The organism is Achromobacter veterisilvae, from assembly GCF_037619525.1.
In the GTDB taxonomy this organism is placed as follows: Bacteria; Pseudomonadota; Gammaproteobacteria; order Burkholderiales; family Burkholderiaceae_B; genus Achromobacter; species Achromobacter veterisilvae.
This window is the reverse complement of the sequence record NZ_CP148753.1, coordinates 6,163,446-6,182,022: the sequence shown is the minus strand read 5'-3', so window position 1 is coordinate 6,182,022 and position 18,577 is coordinate 6,163,446. Positions and strand designations below refer to the sequence as shown.

Here is an 18,577-nt window from a genome sequence, read left to right as displayed (position 1 = left end):
GTCAGGTCCCGAGGGGGAGATAAAAGCGGATGCGGGTGCCGCCCCCGTCCGCCGGGGTCATCGTCATTTCGCCGCCGAGCTGCTCGACCGTGGCGTGCGACAGCGCCAGGCCCACGCCCAGCCCTCCCGGCTTGCCGCTGTTGAACAGGCTGGTGGCCGGCAGCAGGGTCTGGTCGGGGTCGAAACCCCGCCCGTAGTCCCGGACTTCGCCCCGCAAGGCGCCATAGCCGTACTCCAGGTGCAGGTCCACGCGGGGCGCGTTGGCGGTTTCGCCGGCGTCCGCCGCGTTGTTCAGCAGCGCCTGCAGCAAGTGGGCGATGGCCGGATCGACCCGCAGGCTGCTGGGCAGGGCGCCCGAGCGCTGCAGGTCGATGGTCGGCCGGATCAGGCGCCATTGTCCCACCACGCGGACCAGGTCCACGGCGGTTGGGACCGCCAGATTGCGGATCCGTTCCCGGCACAGGGCCAGCAACTGGCTGAGGGTGGAGACGTCCGCGCGCAGGTCTTCGTCCTTGACTTCGGCGGCGATCTCGTCGGCCAGCAGCGTCATGGTGGCCAGCGGGGTGTTCAGTTCATGCGCCATCGCCGCCGCGTGGGTGGCCAGCGCGACGATGCCTTCGTTGCGGGTGAAGCGTTCGCGCAGCCTGGCCAGTTCGCGCTCGCGGGCGCGCAGGTCCGAGGCCAGCCGGGTCGAGAACACCAGCACCACCACCACGGAGATCAGGAAGTTGGCGCCCATGCCCCACAGCAGCAGGGTGTGGGTGTCCACGTCGCCGCGCAGCGGCTGGCCGAAGATCGCCGCCGCCGCGTATCCGGAAATCCCCGCCACGGCCGCCGCCAGCGCCCAGTTGCGCGGCAGCGCCAGCGCCGCCAGCGCGGTCAGGATCAGGAACATCATGCCGAACGGGTTGTTGATGCCTCCGCTCCAGCCCACCATCCAGGCGAGCACGGCCATGTCCACGAACAGATGGCCGAACGCGGTCGCGTGGGACAGGTCGCGGCGGTGGCGCAGGCGCAGGCTGGCATAGACGTTGAACCCGATCAGCGCGCCCACGCCCAGCCACAGCGGCTCCAGCGGCAGGGCGAGGCCCAGCGCGCCGCTGGCCAGCAAAATGGTGGCGGCCTGGCCCGCGATGGCGAGCCAGCGCAGGCTGCAGAGGGTACGCAGGAATGAAAAGGCGGAACTACCGGGCATATCCAGACACAGAGGTGCCGGCCTGTCAGCCGGCGGGTCAAGCGCCCGGCTGCGCGGTACGCTGGCATCCGGGGCGCGGCGCGGCGGGCGCCGGCTGCCGGCGCGCTCCAGGGGGCGCCGGCTGCGGATGTGGTGGCATTGTATGGCGAATCGGGGGGAGGCGCCGGCGAGCGGCGGCGCAGGCCGTCCCTAATATTCAGCCGCCGGCGCGGCCGCCTGCGTCAGTGGATGGCGGAAGTGCCGCTGTGGGCCATCGCGGGAGGGGGATAGTCTTCCTGGTCGGAGGCCATCTCGCCCTGGGTCTGCGCCTGCTGGAGTTCCTGTTGCACCTGGGCGCGGCTTTCCGGCCGGGTGGAGGCGATCGCGGGCGGGTAGTCTTCCTGGCCGAACGTATACAGGCCGCTGGCTTTCGCCTGGGCCAGCTCGGCGCTGACCTGGGAGGCGGTCTTGGGGGCGGGAGCGGCGTAGGTGGCGCGCCAGTCGCCGTAGAGGTCGCGCGTGTATTGCGCGGGCTGGGCCTGGGCGGCCCCGGCGGCGGCCAGGCCGGCGCACAGCACTAAGGTTGCGGTAGAGGCTTTCATGAAATGCTCCTGGTAATCAAAGCATGCGGCCGAAGCCGGCCGCGCCGTCGTCCGCGATGCTGCGCGCGGACGATTTCCGGGATGCGCAATGCCAGCCCGGCGCGCGCCGGGCCTTTTCTGATTCGACCCGGCGCCCGGCGCGGCGTTGCGCGCCGGAGCCGCCTGTTGCACGGAAGGTGTTTCAGCCGTGCAGCACAGGTGTCATTCCGCTTTCATGGGGACGGCTTTCGCCGCGCCTCAGTGGCCGTGGCCCGCCGCGGGCGCGGCCGCCGCGTTCAGGGGCCGCGCCACCGCGTCCACCGGGACGCGCCGCTGGCGGCGCTGGGCGTCCTCGACCACCAGCGTCAGCGCGACGTGCTCGCCCGGCTCGATCTGGCGGGCCAGGTCGATCAGCATCACGTGGTAGCCGCCCGGCTTCAGTTCCACCGCCTGGCCGGCCGGCAGGTCCAGGCCCGGCACCTGCCGCATCTTCATCACGTTGTCCTGCATGGCCATTTCGTGGATCTCCACGTGCTTGGCGGCCTGCGATTCCACGGCGACGAGCCGGCCCGGCTCGGCGGAGGTCAGGCGCATGAAGACGCCGGTGGCGTGCTGGCTGGGAACGGTGGCGCGGACCCAGGGATCCTCCACCGACAGGGAGGCGTCCTGGGCGAACGCGGAAGGGATTGCGCCGGCCAGCGCGCACAGGGCGATGGCGGCCAGGGATTTGATCGCGGTTGTTTTCATGGCGGATTCCTTTTCGGTGAAGATGGCGTCAGAGCACGGTGCGCAGGTCGTCCGCGCATTCCTGCGCGGTCTGCTGGTGGCGCAGGGCGATGCGCAGCTTGCCCTGGGCGTCGATGACGTAGGTCAGCGCGGTGTGGTCCATGGTGTAGGACGAACCCGTGGGGACCCTCTGGTAGAAGACCTTGAACGATTGGGCGGCGGCGCGCGTCTGTTGCGCGTCGCCGCGCAGGCCGACGAACCCGGGATCGAAGGCCTGGGTATAGGCGCGCAGGATCTCGGGCGTGTCGCGCTCCGGGTCGACGGTGATGAACAGGATGCGCAGTTTGGCGGCGTCCGCGCCCAGCAGCCCCTTGATTTCGACGGCGCGGGTCAGCGCGGTGGGGCAGATGTCGGGGCATTGCGTGAAGCCGAAGAACAGCATCACCGGGTGGCCGCGGTAATCGGCCAGCCGGCGTTCCCGGCCTTCGGTGTCTTGGAGCTGGAAGTCGCCGTCGGGCATGCCCGACAGGTCCATGCCGTGCAGGGTCGGGGCGTCGGGGCCGCAGCCCGCCAGGGCCAGCAGGGCAAGGGAAGACAGCAGCAGGCGGCGCCGCGGATCGGGCGCGTGCGCCGGCGCGCCGGCGGGCGCGCGCGGGAAGGGGGAATGCATAGAAACCTCGTCGGTTGACGTGTCGTCAAGGCGCGCGGCGGGGCCGCGCGGTCAGGCGGAGTCAGGCGAGGGCGGGCGGGGCGCGGGAACCCAGCGGGGGGCCTTGGGCGCCTCGGGAAGGCGGGACGCCCAGGGCCGGCTTGGGCGGCATGTGCCGGCCGGCCGCGAGCACGAGGGGCGCGGGCGCGGAGGCGGGCGCGGGCGTGGCGTGCGCCAGCAGGCCGAAGGGGCACTGCGCGCCCGACCCGGCGGTATCGTGCCCGGCCTTGTCCTTGCCGCTTGCGGACAGAGCCAGCGCGAATGGCGGCATATCGCCGGCGGCCGAGCAGAACGTGACTTCCAGGCGCCCGTCGTGCAGCGCGCGGGCATCGGGCATGTAGCCCGCCGGAACCAGCGCGCGCAGCGCCAGCGCCAGAAGCGCCAGCCACAGCACGGCCCGGGCGCGCGCGGCGCTTCCGAGGTGCTGGAGGCGGATCCGGTCAGGCAGGGCAGGCATGCCAGGCATTCTACCTGTAGGGCGGTTCCGCCGCGGCATCCGGCGCGGGAGCGCGAAAATCTTGGTACCCTTGAACGCACTCCGTCCCGACATCCGAATTCAGTGTCCCAGGTTTCAGTGCTTTCCTCGTCCGCTCCCGTCCCGTCCTTCGCCTCGCGAGCCGCCGCCAGCCGGGCGATGCCGTCCTTCCGCCTGTGCCTGGCCATCCTGGGAACCGTGCTGCTGTTCCTGCTGTCCGCCTGCGGCACCACCAAGGTCCAGCCGGGCTACTACCGCGTCCAGTCGGGCGACACGCTGACCCAGATCGCGCGCAAGCAGGGCGCCAGCGTGAGCGACCTGGTGCGCTGGAACCAACTGTCGAACGCCAATGCCATCGAGGTCGGGCAGGTGCTGCGGGTCGATCCGCCCGCGGGCCAGGCGCGCGCGTCCGCGCCCAGCAAGGCCAAGAGCCGCTCGCAGGCTTCGTCCAAGCCGGCGGCCTCGTCCACGGCGCGGCGGCGCACGGCTCCGCCGGGCGCGATCTCGCTGGTGTGGCCCGCCCAGGGCAAGGTCACGCGCGGCTACGACGGATCGGGCTCCAACGGCATCGTCATCAGCAACGCTTCCGGCACGCCGGTGGTGGCCGCGGCGCCGGGCACGGTGGCCTACTCCGGCAGCGGCCTGCGCGGCTACGGCCATCTGGTCATCGTGAAGCACAACGCCAGCTTCCTGAGCATCTACGCCCACAACAGCAAACTGCTGGTCAAGGAAGGGCAGCGCGTGAGCCAGGGCCAGAAGATCGCCGAAATGGGCAACAGCGACAGCAAGCAGGTGGGCCTGTATTTCGAGCTGCGCTACGACGGCCAGGCCGTCGATCCGGCGGGATCGCTGCCGCCGAAATAAAAGGCGCGCTGCCGATCCGCGGCGATGCCGCGCGCACCCGCGCTCAGATGTGCACCAGTTCCTTCAGCGAATCCAGCTTCAGGATGCATAGTTCGCCCCGCCGGTCCGAGATATAGCCCTGGCGCCGCCATTTGGCGAAGATCCGGCTCAGCGTCTCCGCGCGCATGCCCAGCTTGACCGCGATCTGCGAATGGCTCAGCGGCAGCACCACGGGCTGATTGCCCTGCGGCTTGCCCGCGCGCAGGATGTATTCGGCCACGCGCTCCTCGGCCGAGCTGGAGGTCAGCCAATCGATCTGGTCCGTGTGGTGGCGGATCAGGTTCGCGCTGTGCGCCATGACGCGGCAGGCAAAGCGCGCGTCGTTCAGGCAAAGCTGGCGGAAGGCTTCGCCGTTGAGCAGGCAGCCGCTGCCGTCGGTGCGCGCGCGCACACTGTGCAGGTGCCGCGGCCGGGTTTCGAACAGCGTGGACACCGACAGCCAGCCGCCGGGGCCGACATGGCCGAATACCTTGTCGTCGCCATCCGCCGTGTATCGCAGGCCTTGAAGCGACCCCGCGCACACCAGGAGGCAGGACGTGGCCGTCTGGCCTTCGGAGAAAACCGTGTCGCCCGCGCCGAACTCCAGCCAGCGGCTGCGGCTCGCGAGGGCGAGCAGGGCGCCGTCGTCCACGCCGTCGAACCACGGATGCCCGCGCAGCGCCGATATCAAGGGCGCGGAAAGTGAGTTGACAATAGTCATTTGATCTGGCCGCCTGTGCAAATAGAATGAATGCGACTGATTCTTATTTGTGATCGTACCACTACGGAGGCCGCCACGCCCGGCTGGCCTCGCAGGCAAAACCAGCTCCCTCATGTCCATTTTCCTGTGTTCCCGCGCCGCTTTGGCCGCGGGGGTCCTCTTGTCGTCCGCCGTTTGCGCGGCGCCCATCATGTTCAACGACATGCTGGGCAATCCCGTCAGCCTGCCGGCGCCGACGCAGCGCGCGGTGACTTTGCCGATGCCCGCCGGATCGCTGCTGATTTCTCTGGACGGAGGCGCGGAGCACCTGGCCGGCATGCACCCCAACGCCTACGAACTCATGAAGGACGGGCTGCTGGCGCGGATCTTTCCGGCCACGGGGGCCGTGCGCACGGACATCACCCGTTCCGGTTTCGTGCCCAACGTCGAAACGCTGCTGCAGATCCAGCCTGACCTGGTGTGGCAGTGGGGGCATATGGGCGACGACCTGATCGCGCCGCTGCGCAATGCCGGACTGCCGACCGCCGCGCTGGTGTACGGCACCGAAGACCGCACCCGCGAATGGATACGCCTGATCGGGCTGTCGCTGGGCCAGGAGGCTCGCGCCACGGCCCAGTTGCAATGGCGCGACCGGGTGCGCGCCGGGATCCGGGCCGTCACCGACGGCATTCCCGCCGACCGGCGGCCGGCGGTGCTGTACCTGTCGCGCTATGCGCCGCAACTGCGCGCGCCCGGCGGCAATACCAGCTTCGAGGACGACATCGCGCTGGCGGGCGGGCGCAACGTATCCGCGTCCATCTCCAGCGGGCAGACCGTGAACATCGAGCAGATCATGGCCTGGGCGCCCGACGTGATCCTGCTGAACAACTTCGAGCCCGGGCTGACGCCCGACACCCTGTATCGCGATCCGCTGTTCGCCGACATTCCCGCCGTGCGCGAGCGCCGCGTCTACAAGGTGCCGCTGGGCGGCTATCTGTGGGATCCGCCCAACCAGGAGTCGCCCTTGTATTGGCAGTGGCTGAGCCTGCTGCTGCATCCGGACAAGTTCGCCTGGCCGTTGCGGGACAACATCGCCGAGGCCTACGGCGAACTCTATGGCCGCCGTCCCGGCGCGGACGAGATCGACGCCGTGCTGCGCATGAAGCTGAACGAGGGGGCCGCGGGCTATGAACGCTTCCGTTGAATCGGCGCGCGCGCCGGGCCAGGCGATGCATGCGCGCAGGGGAGCCTGGTCGTGGCCCTGGCTGCTGATGGCGCTGGCGCTGCCCGCGGCCGTGCTGGCGGCGCTGTGCGTCGGCCGGTATCCGCTGGCGCTGTCGCAGGTGTCCAGCGCGTTGGCCCGGCTGGCGCTCCCCGATGGGCTGGCGGCATGGCTGCCTCCGGTCGGCGCCACGGAGTATCGCGTCGTCGCGCAAGTGCGGTTGCCGCGGGTGCTGCTGGCGGTGCTGGCCGGCTCCAGCCTGGCGATGTGCGGCGCGGCGTTGCAGGGCGCTTTCCGCAATCCGCTGGTCGGCCCGCAGATCCTGGGCATTTCGTCGGGCGCCGCCTTTGGCGGCTGCGCGGCGATCCTGCTGTTCTCGTCGCTGTGGATGACGCTGGGACTGGCGTTCGCCGGGGGGCTGCTGGCGGTGGCCATCGTTTATATGCTGGGCCGCTCGAACGGCCGCACGACCATTCTGATGCTGGTATTGGCGGGCGTGGTGACCAGCGCGTTCTTTTCCGCGCTGATTTCGCTGACCACTTATTTCGCGGATCCGAATGACAGCCTGCCCGCCATCGTGTTCTGGCTGATGGGCAGCTTCGCCACTGCCACCTATACCAAGCTGGCCGCCGCCGTGCCGCCGATCGTGGCGGGCATGGGGCTGCTGTATGCGCTGCGCTTCCGCATCAACGTGCTGTCGCTGGGCGACGAGCAGGCCAGCGCGATGGGCGTCGCCGTCGAACCGCTGCGCTGGGTACTGCTGGGATGCGCGACGCTGGTGGTGTCGGCCAGCGTGGCCGTATCCGGCACCGTGGGCTGGGTGGGACTGGTGGTGCCGCACATCGCGCGCATGCTGGTCGGGCCCGACCACCGGGTGCTGCTGCCCGCCAGCGCGCTGATCGGCGGCGCCTACATGGTGGGGGTCGATACTGTGGCCCGCAGCGCGACCAGCGCCGAGATTCCGCTGGGCGTGATTACGGCGCTGATCGGCGCGCCGCTGTTCGCGTGGCTGCTGCGCCGGGCCCAGCGCCGGGGAGCGCACCATGCTTGAACTGAAGCAATTGGCCGTGCAGGCCGGCGGGCGCCGCTTGCTGAGCGATCTTTCGCTGCGCCTGCCCGCGGGCCAGATCCTGGCGGTGCTGGGGCCGAACGGCCGCGGCAAGACCACGCTGCTGCGCACGATCCTGGGGCTGCAAGCCCGGGCCGCGGGCGCCGTGCGCCTGCAAGGCCACGCCGCTTATGTCCCGCAGCGCAGCGACACGCTGTTCGCCTACGACGTGCTGACCATGGTCAGCATGGGCCGGGCGCGCCATCTGCGCTGGTACGCGGCGCCGGGCGCGCGCGATTGGAGCATTGCCCGCGACTGCCTGAAGGCGGTCGGGCTGGCGCACCTGGCGGATCGTCCGTTCCATGCGCTCAGCGGCGGCGAGCAGCAACTGGCCTGCATTGCGCGCGCCATGGCCAGCGCCAGCCCGATCATCGTCCTGGACGAACCCGCGGCGGCGCTCGACCTGCGCAACCAGGACCTCGTCCTGTCGCTGCTGCGCCGGCTGGCGAGGGAGCAGGGGCTGGCCGTGGCCTTTACCACGCACCAGCCGCAGCACGCGCAGCATATTGCCGACCAGACCTTGCTGATGCATGCCGACGGCTGCGAAGTCGGCCCCACCGCGAGCATGTGCGTGGAAGAGCGCCTGAGCCGGCTGTACGGCCTGCCGGTGCGCGTGGCCACGCTGCCGGGCGAGTCCGGCGACATCCGGGGCGTGATCCCCGTCTTCCGTTGAATCATGAAAAACACGATTGCCTATCTGAACCACTGGACCGGCGACGGCCCCGCCGCGCTGACCGGCGGCGCCGCGCCCCGCGCCGCCTGCGTGCCCCTGTATGGGCTGCACGAGTTGCCGCTTGCCGACTATCGCGCGCTGCTGGTCCCGGCGCACGCGGACCAGCGCTATCTGCTGGAACAGCGCGCCCGGCTGGAAGCGTATCTGGAGTCGGGCGGCACGGTGGTCTTCAACGGCCATGTCGCGTATCCCTTTCTGCGCTGGCTGGCGCCCTTCGTGCCGGGATCGGCCGCGGGCGTCGCGGGCCTGCGGGTGAATCGCGCGGCGCCCCATCCGGTCTTCGACGGCGTGGATCCCGAACACCTGACGTTCCGGCGGGGCGTGGCGGGCTTCTACGCGCGCGGCAGCAACCCGCCGCCGGCCGGCGCGCGGGTGCTCAATACGCTGGGGCCGGACGCTCAGCCCATCGACTGGGTCCTGGCCCTGCCGGGCGGCGGGCGCCTGCTGACGCATTCCGGCAACGACCTGTGGATGTACGCGGGCAGCGCCGACAGCGCCGGCCGCATCGTCCCGCAACTGTTCGACTGGCTGCATGGAGACACGGCATGACTGCAAGACGCATCCCCGTGATCGCGGCGCTGGACGCCGGCACGTACTACCACCACCGCACGTTCCGCACGCCGGAGCTGGCGCCCTGCATCGACCGCAAGATCTACATCCGCGACCTGGACGGCGAGGCGCTGCGCGGCTGCGACGCGCTGATCGTGTCGTGCCGCAGCAATCCGGATCTGCTGGTGCCGCACCGGGACCTTTTCGCCCGCTTTCTGGCCGCCGGAAAAACCCTGGTCGCCATGGGAGAAACCCATTCCGAGCGCTGGCTGGACAGTGTGCGGTGGACGCCGTCGGAGGTGAATTTCTGGTGGTGGAAGGAGCCCGGCGCCGATTCCGGCCTGCGCCTGGCGGCTCCCGCGCATCCGCTGTTCAGTTACCTGACGCTGGCCGACGCCACCTGGCACCAGCACGGTTCTTTCGAGCCGCCGCCGGGCGCGCAGTCGCTGATCGACAAGGCCGGCGCCGGGTCGGTGCTGTACGAAGACAGGCACAGCACGCCGGGCCGCCTGATCGTGACGTCGCTGGACCCGATGTATCACCACGGCAGCCATTTCATGCCCGCGTCCAGCCGGTTCCTGCGCGGATTCCTCCCTTGGCTGAAGGATTCCACCCCCGTCATCGACCAGGACATGGCCTGCGCCTGACACGGCGCGGGCGCTCGCGTCGATCCCGCTTTTGCCCCCCTCAAATGTGTGCATGTATGCAACGCTTCTATCTGTATGCCCCCCTGGTCGGCGCTGGACTGCTGACCGCCTCCCTCTCCACGCCGTCCGTGGCGGCGGACGTTCCCCAGTTGCCGTCGATCCAGGTCACCGCCGACGGCGCGGCCGATGACGGCCGCCTGCGCCCCATTGGAGCGACGCCGCCGCCCGCCACGATCGACCACAACGTCACGCAATCGGTCAGCGTGGTCGACAGCCAGGACATCGACCGCCTGAACACGATGAGCACGCTGGACCTGTTGAGCCGCGTGCCCAACGCCACGGTCAGCCGCAGCGGCGGCATCGCCGGCACCCTGTTCCTGCGCGGACTCAACACCAACGACATGCGGGTGCCGATGTTCATCGACGGCGACCGCTTCCGCGGCCGGAACACCTTGCAGTTCATGCTGATCAGCCCGACCGAGATCGAACAGGTCGAAGTGATACGCGGCCCGAACTCGTCGCGTTTCGGCAGCGACGGCCTGGGCGGCCTGGTCAATTTCGTCACCAAGCGGGCGCACGGCAACCTGAGCCAGCCGTTCGGCCTGAACGGCGGCGAAGCCTCGGTCACGTACAGCACCAATGGCGACGGCGTGCAAAGCAACGTGGCGCTGGAAGGCGCCGGCGATGGCTTCGATCTGCGCGTTTACGCCACGGGGCGCCGCGCCAGCAACTACGACAGCGCGGCGGGCGAAGTGCCCAACAGCGACTTCCGGGGCGCGGGCGGCGGCATCGTGCTGGGCTACATGCCCGACGCCCGCCAGCGCATCGAAGCCAGCGCGCGCGTGGCCTATGTCAAGGACGGCGCGGCCGGCACGGTGCCTGAATACCCCTTGAGCTACAGCCGCCGCGATCCGCTGAAGGTGAAGCAGGGCAGGCTGGCCTACACCGGCGAATTCGACGGGACCATCAGTTCGCTCAAGGCCAGCGTCTACGTGAACGAGTTCGGCACCATCATGGCCACGCACAACGAAACCAATCCGGCGCGCGTGGTCGACTCGCGCAGCAACGTGATCGGTCCCGTCGTGTGGGGCGGCAGCGTCGCGGCGACGATACCGTGGGCCGATACCAACACGACCTTCGGCCTGGACTTCATGCACGAGCGCCGGCCCGGATCGGAATCGCGCAGCGACGTCACGGTGCGCCGCCCCGACGGCAGCACCGTGACGACCAGCACCCCCTATGCCATGACCGGGCCCGATCAGTACCAGACGAACGTCGGCGCGTTCCTGACGACGGAATGGAAGCCCGCGCCGAAATGGACCGTCACGGCGGGCGGCCGGTTCGACTGGTTCAACTCCGACGTCGGCCTGGAACCCTTGCCGTCGCCCAATCTGCTGCCCGCGTTCCGCGCCGCGCAGAACACCACGGAAACCGCCACCACGGGCAGTCTGGGGCTGGCATACCGGGCCACCGAGGTCATCGAACTGCTGGGCAGCGTGGGCACGTCGTTCCGCATGCCGTGGACCTCGGAGATGTTCAGCAGCGGCTACACGGGAACCAGCTACACCATTCCCAATCCGGGCCTGAAGCCGGAGCGCGGCGTGAACCTGGAAGCCGGCACCCGGCTGCACTTCGAGCAGGCCACCGTCGGCCTGACCGCGTTCCGCAGCAACTACAGCGACTTCCTGGAGAACGTGACCACTTCGTATGAGGGCCTGCCCGCCACGCAGCGCCGCAACGTGGGCAAAGCCCGGATCCAGGGCCTGGAGCTGGATTGGCGCTGGCAGTTGAGCCGGGCCGTCAATCTGTACGGCAACGCCAGCTATCTGCACGCCACCAACCGCACGACGGACACGCCGCTGCAGTCGATCGCGCCGCTCAGCGGCCTGGTCGGCCTGCAATACCTGGGCCCCAATGAAGCCTATGCGCTGAGCGGCGAACTGCAATGGGCCAAGGGACAAAGCCGTTATGCGGAGCGCGCCGAGTATCCGGCCGGGGGCTTCGGGGTCGTGAACCTGTATGCGCAGTTGCAGTTGGACCGCCTGGGGCTGCCGCAATTGGGCAATACGCAACTGGTGCTGGGCGTGAACAACCTGTTCGACCGCGCCTACCGCACCGCGGCGACGTCTTCCAACGTGGCCTACGCCATGACCGACCTGAACCCGCTGCTGGAACCCGGCCGCAGCTTCAGCCTGACGGTGCGCACGCGGTTCTGAACGCGCCCGTCCGCCGCGACGCGGCTGGCCGCGTCCTCCACCCCTTTACCACCCACGCGAAGGCGGGCCGCCACGGCGGCGGCCCGTTGCCGCGCACAACGCGGAGATACTCCATGATTACCCCCGAACAACAGGCTTCCACGCTGACCGTGATGGCGGAAGAAGGTCCGCTGCCCATCTGTTTCGACGCTGTCCAGGCCTACCACGGCCATGGCGCGCTTGCCATGCTGGCGCTGACGTTCCAGGGCCTGCGCGGCGCGCTGCCGCGCCTGGAAAAAGAGGGCGCGCCCGTGCCGCGCGAGGAATTGTCCGTCGTCAGCGGACATCCCGGCCCCGGCGTGCGCGACGCGTTCGAGTTCGTGACGCGCGCCGTCACGCGCGGCTGCTACACGGTGGATCGGACCCTGGCCGAGGCGCGCTACAGCCGCGCCGCGGACAAGTCCTACAGCTTTCATCTGCGCCGCGGCGCGCGGAGCGTCCAGGGCGTGCTGCGCGCGGGCGTGCTGCCGCCGGAATTCTTCGATTTATTGGGGAATCCCGCGGCGGACGCGCAGCGCGCCCACGCGGAACTGCGGCGCCAGATCGCGCGGCGGGTCATCGCGGCCGAGCCCGAATCGCTGTTCGACTTCATCCTGGCGGAACACTGAGGCCGGCCCGGCGCGATCCTTCCGCGGGGTTGCGGCCCGTCCTACAGCGCCGCTTCCTGCGTCAGGGTCGAAATGAACGACGCGGTGCGCGGGTCCGCGGGCCGGGTGAACAGCGTCCGGGAATCTCCGGATTCGACCACGGTGCCGTCCAGCAGGAACACCACTTCGCGCGATACGCTGGCCGCCAGGCGCAGATCGTGCGTGGCCATCAGCATGGTCATGCCTTCCGCCGCCAACTGGCGCAGCACGTCCACGACTTCGGCCGCCAGGCCGGGGTCCAGCGCCGAGGTCGGCTCGTCGCACAGCAGCACGCGGGGCGCGGGCGCCAGCGCGCGGGCGATGGCCACGCGCTGCTGCTGGCCGCCCGACAGGTTGGCGGGCCAGGCATCCGCCTTTTCCAGCATGCCGACCTTGCGCAGCAATTCCTCGGCGCGGGCCCGGGCACGGTCGGCGGGCCACTTCTGCACCGTCAGCAGGCCTTCCATGACGTTGCCGATCACGGTCTGGTGCGGGAATAGCTGGAAATTCTGGAACACCATGCCGGTCTGCATGCGCACGCGCTGCACCTGGTCGCGGACGAGCTTGCGGCCGGGCTCGAATTCCACGGTTTCCGGGCCGATGACCAGCCGGCCGCGGTCGGGCACTTCCAGCAGGTTCACGCAGCGCAGCAGGGTGCTCTTGCCGCTGCCGGACGGGCCGATCAGGGCGGTGACGCTGCCTTCGGCGATGCTCACGTCCACTTGCTTGAGCACGGGGTTGCCGCCGAACGCCTTTTCTATTTTTTCCAGGCGGATCATCGGTTTTTCTCGGAAAACACGGCATGCTGGCCGAAGCGCCGTTCCAGGCGGACCTGGGCGGCGGACAGGACGGAGCTGAAGGCCAGGTAGATCAGCGCGGCCTCGGTGTAGAGGATGAGGGGTTCGTAGGTGACGGCGGCGATGCGCTGGGCGGCCTGGAAAATCTCGGGCACGGTCAGGACCGCGGCCAGCGAGGTGTCCTTTACCAGCGCGATGAACGAGTTCGACAGGGGCGGCACGGCGACGCGGGCCGCCTGCGGCAGCACGGTGCGACGCAGCGCCTGCGCGCGCGTCATGCTCAGTGAATAGGCGGCCTCCCATTGGCCCTTGCCGATGGATTCGATGGCGCCGCGGATGACCTCCGAGTTGTAGGCGCCCACGTTGAGGGTGAAGCCGATCAGCGCGGCGGGCAGCGGATCCAGGACGATGCCCGCGCTGGGCAGCCCGTAGAAGATCACGAACAACTGGACCAGCAGCGGCGTGCCGCGGATCAGCCACACGTAGAAGCGCGCCACGGCCACCAGCGGCGCGGGGCCGAACAGCCGTATCAGCGCCACGACGAAGGCCAGCGCCAGGCCCAGCGCGAAGGACATCAGCGTCAGGGGAACCGTGAACATCAGCCCCGCCTTGAGCAGGGGCCAGAACGAGTCCGCCATCAGTTGCGCCCAGGGCGGCACCGCCCACCCGCCGGCTTGCGCCAGCAGCCAGTCGGGCAGGAAGGCTTGCAGCCAGGAGGGTGGCGTCATGGGGGCTCCAGCCGCTTACTGCGTCGACAGGTCCGTGCCGAAGTACTTGACCGAGATGGTCTTGTAGGTGCCGTCCGCCTTGATGTCGGCCAGCGCCTTGTTGATGGCGGCCTGCAGCTCGGGATTGCCCTTGCGGATCAGCACGCCCGAGTTGCTGAATTCGGCCGTCTTGTCGGTGGCGGCGATCTTCACGCGGGCGTTGGGCTTCTGCTTCTTGAAATCGAGGAACGACAGGTTGTCGTTCACGGTGGCTTCGACCCGGCCCGAGGTGAGCAGGTCGATGGCCTCGTTGAAGCCCTGCACGGCGACGACTTCCGCGCCGTGGCTCTGCGCCAGCTTGCCGAAGTTGCTGGTGAGCGTGTTGGCGGACTTCTTGCCCTTCAGGTCGTCGAAGGACTTGATGCTGGTGTTGTCTTCGCGCACGATGAGCACGGCGGCCGAGGAAATGTACGGATCGGAAAAATCGTACTTGGCGCGGCGCGCCTCGGTGATGCCCACCTGGTTGATCACGGCGTCGTAGCGCTTGGCGTCCAGCCCGGCGATCAGTCCGTCCCATTTGCCTTCGACGAACTGGGCCTTCACGCCCAGGCGTTCGGCGATGGCGCGGCCGATGTCCACGTCAAAACCGGTAAGCTGGCCGGATGCGTCGTGGAAGGTGAAGGGGGCGTAGGTGCCTTCGGTGCCGATTTTGAATACGCCCGCGGATTTGATTTGGTCCAGGCCGGATTGGGCGTGGGCGGCGGACAGCGCGGCGACCTGGATGAGGCCGGCGGCAAATAGTGTGCGAAAGAGTTTCATGGCGATGCTCCACGGATGGCAGGGATCACTGTGGAGAGCATGTGGGCCTGCGATGCCCTCCGGCGTAGCCGCACTCTAACAACGCGCCTATTTTTCCACAAAGCATAAGGAATAGTAAAAATATAGCGGCAAGTCATATGTAGATATCCCCGCCCCGGCGCGGTCCGGCCGGGGCTCATTCATGCGGGACCTTGATGGAGATCGGTGTGGAACAGCGATGGAACAGACGGACTTTCATGGTGGCTGCCGCGGGCGCGGCGGCGGCGGCCGGCGCGATGCCGGCCCAGGGCGCGAACGGCTTGCAGTCGATGCCGGGCGGAGGCAGCATCACGGACGTGGCGGGCCTGCGCGTGGGCCACTACACCGATACGCGCCGCCCGACGGGCTGCACGGTCATCATCGCCGAGGCCGGGGCGACGGGCGGGGTCGACGTGCGCGGCGCGGCGCCCGGCACCCGCGAAACCGACCTGCTCAATCCCGCGAACCTGGTCGACAAAGTGCACGCCGTCCTGCTGGCCGGCGGCAGCGCGTTCGGACTGGATGCGGCATCCGGCGTCATGCGCTACCTGGAAGACAGGAAGATCGGCTTCGACGTGGGCGTGGCGCACGTGCCCATCGTGCCCGCGGCCGTCCTGTTCGACCTGGGCGTGGGCGACGCGTCGATCCGGCCCGATGCCGACGCGGGCTACCAGGCCTGCAAGTCGGCCACCGCCGAGGCGCCGCAGGAGGGCAACGTCGGCGCGGGGACGGGCGCGACGGTGGGCAAGCTGTACGGATCGAACCGCGCCATGAAAGGCGGCATCGGCACCGCGTCGCTGAGGGTGGCGGGCGTGACCGTGGGCGCCATCGTGGCGGTCAACGCGGTGGGCGACGTGCTGGACCCGTCCACCGGCCGCATCCTGGCCGGCGCGCGCACGGCCGACGGCAAGATGCTGCTGGACACCCGCGCCGCCATCCTGGCCGGCGACCTGCCCAGGGCTATGCGCGAAGGCACCGCCACCACCATCGGCGCTGTCGCCACCGATGCCCTGCTGACCAAGGCGCAGGCGCAGAAGATCGCGGGCATGGCGCACGACGGCCTGGCCCGCACGATCAATCCGATCCACACCATGCTCGACGGCGACACCATCTTCGCGCTGGGCACGGGCGCGTCCGGCAAGGCCGCCAACGTCATGCTGCTGGGCGTGATGGCGGCCGAGGCCATGGCGATCGCGGTGCAGCGCGCTATCCTGTCGGCGCGTGCGCTGGAAGGCTATCCGGCCGCGGTGGACTTCATCGCCTGATGCCCTTCGCCGCGCCGCTGACCCGGCGCTGTCACAGTACGCGTCCATGATGGGAGCCGCCGGCGCATGGCCGGCGGGCGGAGGGACGCATGTACGAAGGCGAACGGTTCAACGGCGCGACGCATCTGGCCGGGCTGGCGCTGGCGGTGACCGCGTCGGGGGCGCTGATCTCCCGCGCGGCCGAACTGGACGTGGACGCGCGGCAGATCGCCGGCTGCGCCGTGTTCGCCGCGTCGATGATCGCCGTCTATGCCTCGTCGGTCCTGTTCCACTGCTCGCGCGGCCGCCGCAAGGCGCTGTGGGCGAAGGCCGACCATTGCGCGATCTATCTGCTGATCGCGGGCACCTATACGCCGCTGGCGTTCGGGCCGGTGCGGCACGGCTGGGGCGCGGCCATGGGCGTGGCGATCTGGCTGCTGGCCGCGGTCGGCATCGGCCGCGAACTGTGGTGGGCGCGCGGCGCGGCGCCGGCCTTGCCGCTATATCTGGGCATGGGGTGGCTGGGCGTGATGTTCGCCGCGCCGATCGCGGGCGCCCTGTCGTCGGCTGGGCTGGCCTGGCTGCTGGCGGGCGCGGCCGTCTATACGGCGGGCACGCTGTTCTACGTGAACGATAAACGCTGGCGGCACGCGCACGGCATCTGGCACCTGTTCGTGATGGGCGGCACGGCCTGCCATTTCGTGACGGTGTTCGGCTTCCTGCGCTAGCTCCCTAGCGCCAGCCGGCCAGCGGCAGCATGCCGCCGCGGCTTTTCACTTTGCGCATGACGATGTGCGAGCACAGGTCGCGCACGCCCGGGATCTTGCTGAGCTTGTCCTCGACGAATTGGGAGAACGCCGCGAGGTTGCGGGTGCGCACCGTCAGGATGTAGTTGGACGCGCCCGTCACGATGCTGGCCTCCGTGATTTCGTCGTGCAGCGCGATGCCGGCCAGGAATTCCTCGTGCCATCCCGGACGCGACTGGTCCAGCGAAACATGGACGACCGCCTCCAGTTCGAAGCCGAGTTTTTCGGCGTCCAGCACGGCGCGATAGCCGCGGATCAGCCCCGCTTCCTCCAGGGCGCGCACGCGCCTGAGGCAGGCCGACGGCGACAGCGCCACCTGCTCCGCCAGGTCCTGGTTGCTGAGATGGCCGTTCTCTTGCAGGCGGCAGAGAATCCGCTGGTCTATGGCGTCGATCTGCATGGCGCAATCCAATTCCAAAAAATCCGATCAGGTGCAATTCAATGCGGAAACCTAGGGTAATCCGCGCCCGGATTTGCAATATATCAGCCTGCCCGCGCTGATAGTATTTATCAGGAAAATTGCCCGATGGAGCTGCGATGAAGACCCGCGACGACTGCGTGAACGCCGACCGCCAGGATCCCCTGGCGCCCCTGAAAGACCGGTTCGACCTGCCGCCCGGCGTCCTGTACATGGACGGCAATTCCCTGGGCGTGCTGCCCAAGGCCGCCGCCGCCCGCGCCGCCGCCGTCATCGGCCAGGAATGGGGCGCGGGCCTGATCCGTAGCTGGAACACCGCGGGATGGTTCGAGCTGCCCGCCCGCCTGGGCGACAAGCTGGCCCGCCTGCTGGGCGCGCGCGAGGGCGAACTGGTGGTCACCGATACGACCTCGCTGAACATCTTCAAGGCGCTGGCCGCCGCGCTGCGCATCCAGCAGCAGAAGCAGCCCGCGCGCCGCGTCATCCTGTCCGAGCGCGACAACTTCCCCACCGATCTCTACATGATCCAGGGCATGATCGACCTGCTGCGGCAGGGCTACGAAATGCGCCTGGTCGACGACGCCCTGCCGCTGGAAGACGCGCTGGACGATTCCGTGGCGGTGATGTTGCTGTCGCACGTGAACTACCGCAGCGGCCAGATGCACGACATGGCCGCCGTGACCGCGCTGGCGCACCGGCGCGGCGCGCTGGCCATCTGGGACCTGGCGCATGCCGCGGGCGCGGTGCCGGTGGACCTGAACGGCGCCGACGCGGACTTCGCCGTCGGCTGCACCTATAAGTACCTGAACGGCGGCCCCGGCTCGCCGGCCTTCATCTGGGTGGCGCCGCGCCACACCCAGGACTTCCGGCAGCCGCTGTCCGGCTGGTGGGGCCACACGCGGCCCTTCGACATGGCCGTGGCCTACGAGCCCGCGGGCGGCATCCGCCGCTATCTGTGCGGTACCCAGCCCATCGTGTCGCTGTCGCTGGTGGAGTGCGGCCTGGACGTGGCCCACGCCGCCGACATGGCCGAGGTGCGCAGGAAGTCGCTGGCGCTGGGCGACCTGTTCATTGCGCTGGTCGAGCAGCGCTGCGCGGACCATCCCCTGACGCTGGTGACGCCGCGCGAGCACGCGCAGCGGGGCAGCCACGTCAGCTTCCGCCATCCGAACGGCTTCGAGGTGATGCAGGCGCTGATCGCGCGCGGCGTGATCGGCGACTACCGAGAACCCGAAGTGCTGCGCTTCGGCCTGACGCCGCTGTACTTCGGCTACGCCGACGTCTGGGACGCCGTCGACATCCTGAAGGACGTGCTGGACAGCCGAGCCTGGGACAAGCCGGAGTTCAGGCAGCGCGCCGCCGTGACCTGACCGGCGGCGCC

At 69.4% G+C, this 18,577-nt stretch carries 21 protein-coding genes; 11 read left to right on the top strand and 10 right to left on the bottom strand.

Features of this window, described 5'->3' with window-relative positions; genetic code table 11:
* Window position 1: 1 nt before the first annotated feature.
* From WHX56_RS28815 to WHX56_RS28795, 5 genes are all read right to left on the bottom strand, one after another.
* The gene (locus WHX56_RS28815; RefSeq protein ID WP_129245619.1) at window positions 2–1,195 is read right to left on the bottom strand and encodes an ATP-binding protein; all 1,194 of its coding nucleotides are present in this window, start codon (window positions 1,193–1,195) and stop codon (window positions 2–4) included.
* A 221-nt stretch (window positions 1,196–1,416) separates the two neighbouring features.
* Window positions 1,417–1,776 (bottom strand): DUF4148 domain-containing protein, encoded by a 360-nt coding sequence (locus WHX56_RS28810; RefSeq protein ID WP_129245621.1) that lies wholly within the window; start codon window positions 1,774–1,776, stop codon window positions 1,417–1,419.
* Window positions 1,777–2,013: 237 nt separating this feature from the next.
* Window positions 2,014–2,502, bottom strand: a complete 489-nt coding sequence (locus tag WHX56_RS28805; protein ID WP_338879654.1) for a copper chaperone PCu(A)C — start codon at window positions 2,500–2,502, stop codon at window positions 2,014–2,016.
* Window positions 2,503–2,530: 28 nt separating this feature from the next.
* Window positions 2,531–3,151: an SCO family protein gene (locus tag WHX56_RS28800; RefSeq protein ID WP_129245625.1), complete on the bottom strand. Its 621-nt coding sequence runs from the start codon at window positions 3,149–3,151 to the stop codon at window positions 2,531–2,533.
* A 61-nt stretch (window positions 3,152–3,212) separates the two neighbouring features.
* Window positions 3,213–3,647, bottom strand: coding sequence for a DUF2946 family protein (locus WHX56_RS28795; RefSeq protein WP_338879653.1), 435 nt, complete (start codon window positions 3,645–3,647; stop codon window positions 3,213–3,215).
* A 177-nt stretch (window positions 3,648–3,824) separates the two neighbouring features.
* Between WHX56_RS28795 and WHX56_RS28790 the strand changes: the two genes are divergently transcribed.
* Complete coding sequence (locus tag WHX56_RS28790; RefSeq protein ID WP_129245690.1) at window positions 3,825–4,529, top strand: M23 family metallopeptidase; 705 nt, start codon at window positions 3,825–3,827, stop codon at window positions 4,527–4,529.
* A gap of 43 nt (window positions 4,530–4,572) precedes the next feature.
* Here the strand turns inward: WHX56_RS28790 and WHX56_RS28785 are convergent, their stop codons facing one another.
* Window positions 4,573–5,268, bottom strand: a complete 696-nt coding sequence (locus WHX56_RS28785; protein ID WP_165360320.1) for a Crp/Fnr family transcriptional regulator — start codon at window positions 5,266–5,268, stop codon at window positions 4,573–4,575.
* Window positions 5,269–5,458: 190 nt separating this feature from the next.
* On the opposite strand from WHX56_RS28785, the gene WHX56_RS28780 reads away from it, so the two are divergent.
* The 7 genes from WHX56_RS28780 to WHX56_RS28750 all read left to right on the top strand — a co-directional run bounded on the left by WHX56_RS28780 (window position 5,459) and on the right by WHX56_RS28750 (window position 12,369).
* Window positions 5,459–6,451: an ABC transporter substrate-binding protein gene (locus WHX56_RS28780; protein ID WP_338879652.1), complete on the top strand. Its 993-nt coding sequence runs from the start codon at window positions 5,459–5,461 to the stop codon at window positions 6,449–6,451.
* A complete protein-coding gene (locus tag WHX56_RS28775; RefSeq protein WP_338879651.1) occupies window positions 6,435–7,520 on the top strand; it encodes an iron ABC transporter permease in 1,086 nt (361 codons plus the stop codon). Before WHX56_RS28780 ends, WHX56_RS28775 begins: the two co-directional genes overlap by 17 nt.
* Entirely contained in the window at window positions 7,513–8,250 is a 738-nt protein-coding gene (locus WHX56_RS28770; protein WP_338879650.1) for an ABC transporter ATP-binding protein, read from the top strand. The genes WHX56_RS28775 and WHX56_RS28770 overlap by 8 nt, the downstream gene beginning before the upstream one ends.
* A gap of 3 nt (window positions 8,251–8,253) precedes the next feature.
* On the top strand, window positions 8,254–8,859 hold the full coding sequence (locus WHX56_RS28765) for a hypothetical protein (protein WP_338879649.1): 606 nt from the start codon (window positions 8,254–8,256) through the stop codon (window positions 8,857–8,859).
* Window positions 8,856–9,506, top strand: a complete 651-nt coding sequence (locus WHX56_RS28760) for a hypothetical protein (protein WP_129245635.1) — start codon at window positions 8,856–8,858, stop codon at window positions 9,504–9,506. Before WHX56_RS28765 ends, WHX56_RS28760 begins: the two co-directional genes overlap by 4 nt.
* Window positions 9,507–9,562: 56 nt before the next feature.
* Window positions 9,563–11,722: a TonB-dependent receptor gene (locus WHX56_RS28755; protein WP_338879648.1), complete on the top strand. Its 2,160-nt coding sequence runs from the start codon at window positions 9,563–9,565 to the stop codon at window positions 11,720–11,722.
* A 113-nt stretch (window positions 11,723–11,835) separates the two neighbouring features.
* Entirely contained in the window at window positions 11,836–12,369 is a 534-nt protein-coding gene (locus WHX56_RS28750) for a hypothetical protein (RefSeq protein ID WP_338879647.1), read from the top strand.
* A gap of 41 nt (window positions 12,370–12,410) precedes the next feature.
* On the opposite strand, the gene WHX56_RS28745 is transcribed toward WHX56_RS28750, so the two are convergent.
* From WHX56_RS28745 to WHX56_RS28735, 3 genes are all read right to left on the bottom strand, one after another.
* Window positions 12,411–13,166, bottom strand: a complete 756-nt coding sequence (locus WHX56_RS28745; protein ID WP_129245641.1) for an amino acid ABC transporter ATP-binding protein — start codon at window positions 13,164–13,166, stop codon at window positions 12,411–12,413.
* Window positions 13,163–13,843, bottom strand: a complete 681-nt coding sequence (locus tag WHX56_RS28740) for an amino acid ABC transporter permease (protein WP_129245696.1) — start codon at window positions 13,841–13,843, stop codon at window positions 13,163–13,165. The genes WHX56_RS28745 and WHX56_RS28740 overlap by 4 nt, the downstream gene beginning before the upstream one ends.
* Window positions 13,844–13,927: 84 nt before the next feature.
* The gene (locus WHX56_RS28735; protein WP_338879646.1) at window positions 13,928–14,710 is read right to left on the bottom strand and encodes an amino acid ABC transporter substrate-binding protein; all 783 of its coding nucleotides are present in this window, start codon (window positions 14,708–14,710) and stop codon (window positions 13,928–13,930) included.
* Between the two features lie 194 nt (window positions 14,711–14,904).
* On the opposite strand from WHX56_RS28735, the gene WHX56_RS28730 reads away from it, so the two are divergent.
* Window positions 14,905–15,993, top strand: coding sequence for a P1 family peptidase (locus WHX56_RS28730; RefSeq protein WP_338881849.1), 1,089 nt, complete (start codon window positions 14,905–14,907; stop codon window positions 15,991–15,993).
* Between the two features lie 89 nt (window positions 15,994–16,082).
* A complete protein-coding gene (trhA, locus tag WHX56_RS28725; protein ID WP_129245647.1) occupies window positions 16,083–16,700 on the top strand; it encodes a PAQR family membrane homeostasis protein TrhA in 618 nt (205 codons plus the stop codon).
* Window positions 16,701–16,704: 4 nt separating this feature from the next.
* Here trhA and WHX56_RS28720 read toward each other — a convergent pair whose 3' ends face one another.
* On the bottom strand, window positions 16,705–17,178 hold the full coding sequence (locus WHX56_RS28720; protein WP_129245649.1) for an Lrp/AsnC family transcriptional regulator: 474 nt from the start codon (window positions 17,176–17,178) through the stop codon (window positions 16,705–16,707).
* Between the two features lie 137 nt (window positions 17,179–17,315).
* Between WHX56_RS28720 and kynU the strand changes: the two genes are divergently transcribed.
* Entirely contained in the window at window positions 17,316–18,566 is a 1,251-nt protein-coding gene (kynU, locus tag WHX56_RS28715) for a kynureninase (protein ID WP_338879645.1), read from the top strand.
* The last annotated feature ends 11 nt before the right edge of the window (window positions 18,567–18,577 follow it).

Bases quoted from the DNA above. Each gene is read 5' to 3' on its own strand.
- trhA (WP_129245647.1), top strand. From the start codon at position 16,083: ATGTACGAAGGCGAACGGTTCAACGGCGCGACGCATCTGGCCGGGCTG.
- WHX56_RS28810 (WP_129245621.1), bottom strand. From the start codon at position 1,776: ATGAAAGCCTCTACCGCAACCTTAGTGCTGTGCGCCGGCCTGGCCGCC.
- WHX56_RS28755 (WP_338879648.1), top strand. From the start codon at position 9,563: ATGCAACGCTTCTATCTGTATGCCCCCCTGGTCGGCGCTGGACTGCTG.
- WHX56_RS28815 (WP_129245619.1), bottom strand. From the start codon at position 1,195: ATGCCCGGTAGTTCCGCCTTTTCATTCCTGCGTACCCTCTGCAGCCTG.
- WHX56_RS28780 (WP_338879652.1), top strand. From the start codon at position 5,459: ATGTTCAACGACATGCTGGGCAATCCCGTCAGCCTGCCGGCGCCGACG.
- WHX56_RS28785 (WP_165360320.1), bottom strand. From the start codon at position 5,268: ATGACTATTGTCAACTCACTTTCCGCGCCCTTGATATCGGCGCTGCGC.
- WHX56_RS28735 (WP_338879646.1), bottom strand. From the start codon at position 14,710: ATGAAACTCTTTCGCACACTATTTGCCGCCGGCCTCATCCAGGTCGCC.
- WHX56_RS28760 (WP_129245635.1), top strand. From the start codon at position 8,856: ATGACTGCAAGACGCATCCCCGTGATCGCGGCGCTGGACGCCGGCACG.
- WHX56_RS28790 (WP_129245690.1), top strand. From the start codon at position 3,825: ATGCCGTCCTTCCGCCTGTGCCTGGCCATCCTGGGAACCGTGCTGCTG.
- kynU (WP_338879645.1), top strand. From the start codon at position 17,316: ATGAAGACCCGCGACGACTGCGTGAACGCCGACCGCCAGGATCCCCTG.
- WHX56_RS28805 (WP_338879654.1), bottom strand. From the start codon at position 2,502: ATGAAAACAACCGCGATCAAATCCCTGGCCGCCATCGCCCTGTGCGCG.
- WHX56_RS28795 (WP_338879653.1), bottom strand. From the start codon at position 3,647: ATGCCTGCCCTGCCTGACCGGATCCGCCTCCAGCACCTCGGAAGCGCC.
- WHX56_RS28770 (WP_338879650.1), top strand. From the start codon at position 7,513: ATGCTTGAACTGAAGCAATTGGCCGTGCAGGCCGGCGGGCGCCGCTTG.
- WHX56_RS28765 (WP_338879649.1), top strand. From the start codon at position 8,254: ATGAAAAACACGATTGCCTATCTGAACCACTGGACCGGCGACGGCCCC.
- WHX56_RS28775 (WP_338879651.1), top strand. From the start codon at position 6,435: ATGAACGCTTCCGTTGAATCGGCGCGCGCGCCGGGCCAGGCGATGCAT.
- WHX56_RS28800 (WP_129245625.1), bottom strand. From the start codon at position 3,151: ATGCATTCCCCCTTCCCGCGCGCGCCCGCCGGCGCGCCGGCGCACGCG.
- WHX56_RS28730 (WP_338881849.1), top strand. From the start codon at position 14,905: ATGGAGATCGGTGTGGAACAGCGATGGAACAGACGGACTTTCATGGTG.
- WHX56_RS28745 (WP_129245641.1), bottom strand. From the start codon at position 13,166: ATGATCCGCCTGGAAAAAATAGAAAAGGCGTTCGGCGGCAACCCCGTG.
- WHX56_RS28720 (WP_129245649.1), bottom strand. From the start codon at position 17,178: ATGCAGATCGACGCCATAGACCAGCGGATTCTCTGCCGCCTGCAAGAG.
- WHX56_RS28750 (WP_338879647.1), top strand. From the start codon at position 11,836: ATGATTACCCCCGAACAACAGGCTTCCACGCTGACCGTGATGGCGGAA.